The organism is Rhizobium sp. BR 317 (assembly GCF_047445835.1).
Taxonomy (GTDB): domain Bacteria; phylum Pseudomonadota; class Alphaproteobacteria; order Rhizobiales; family Rhizobiaceae; genus Rhizobium; species Rhizobium paranaense.
On sequence record NZ_JARWLB010000219.1, the window covers coordinates 1 to 540 of the forward strand.

Sequence of the window (540 nt, forward strand, 5' to 3'; positions counted from 1 at the left end):
GAACCCGCATTCCGTGCCTCGGGATCACCGAGACAAGTCCGTCCTGCTGGAGGCGCATGAGCGCCTCCCTTACGGGCGTCCGGCTCATCCCCAACTKGGACGCGACTTCCTGTTCGGTCGCCTGGTAACCGGGCGCCCACTTGTTATCCAGGATGAGCTGGCGCAACCGAAGGTGGGCTGTCRCKGTCATTGTTTTCGCGAAGGCGTCCTCTTTGATCTCTGAGACCGGTGCTGTCTGTTTCCTGGTCGGCATTTTCTTTMCCTTCAAGCTGGCTGATTTCTCAGGAGCCTACATATTTTCGCCAGCTATGTTCAGGCTGGTATCCGAGAACGCTCTTTGCTTTGTCGATCGACAGCAAGGTTTCGTTGTTCCCGATCTGCTTCTTGAACGGGACCCCCGGATACCACCTCCTGACGAGTTCCTCGTTGGAGGTGGTCATGACCCCATCGTCGTTTGCGATGATGAACACCTCGGCACCTTTGCCGCTCCACTCGAGCGAGCGACGGATCGCCTGTGCCMCGTCGCGGGCGTCGATATAG

The 540-nt window shown here is 58.3% G+C and carries 1 protein-coding gene and 1 pseudogene; both read right to left on the bottom strand.

Going from position 1 to position 540, the window contains the following annotated elements; translation table 11 throughout:
* Positions 1-253 (bottom strand): GntR family transcriptional regulator (locus QD357_RS32895; RefSeq protein WP_414126173.1); only part of this gene is annotated, 253 nt, incomplete at its 3' end.
* A 28-nt stretch (positions 254-281) separates the two neighbouring features.
* Positions 282-540 (bottom strand): annotated as a pseudogene (locus tag QD357_RS32900) (NAD(P)-dependent oxidoreductase); the annotation flags it as partial.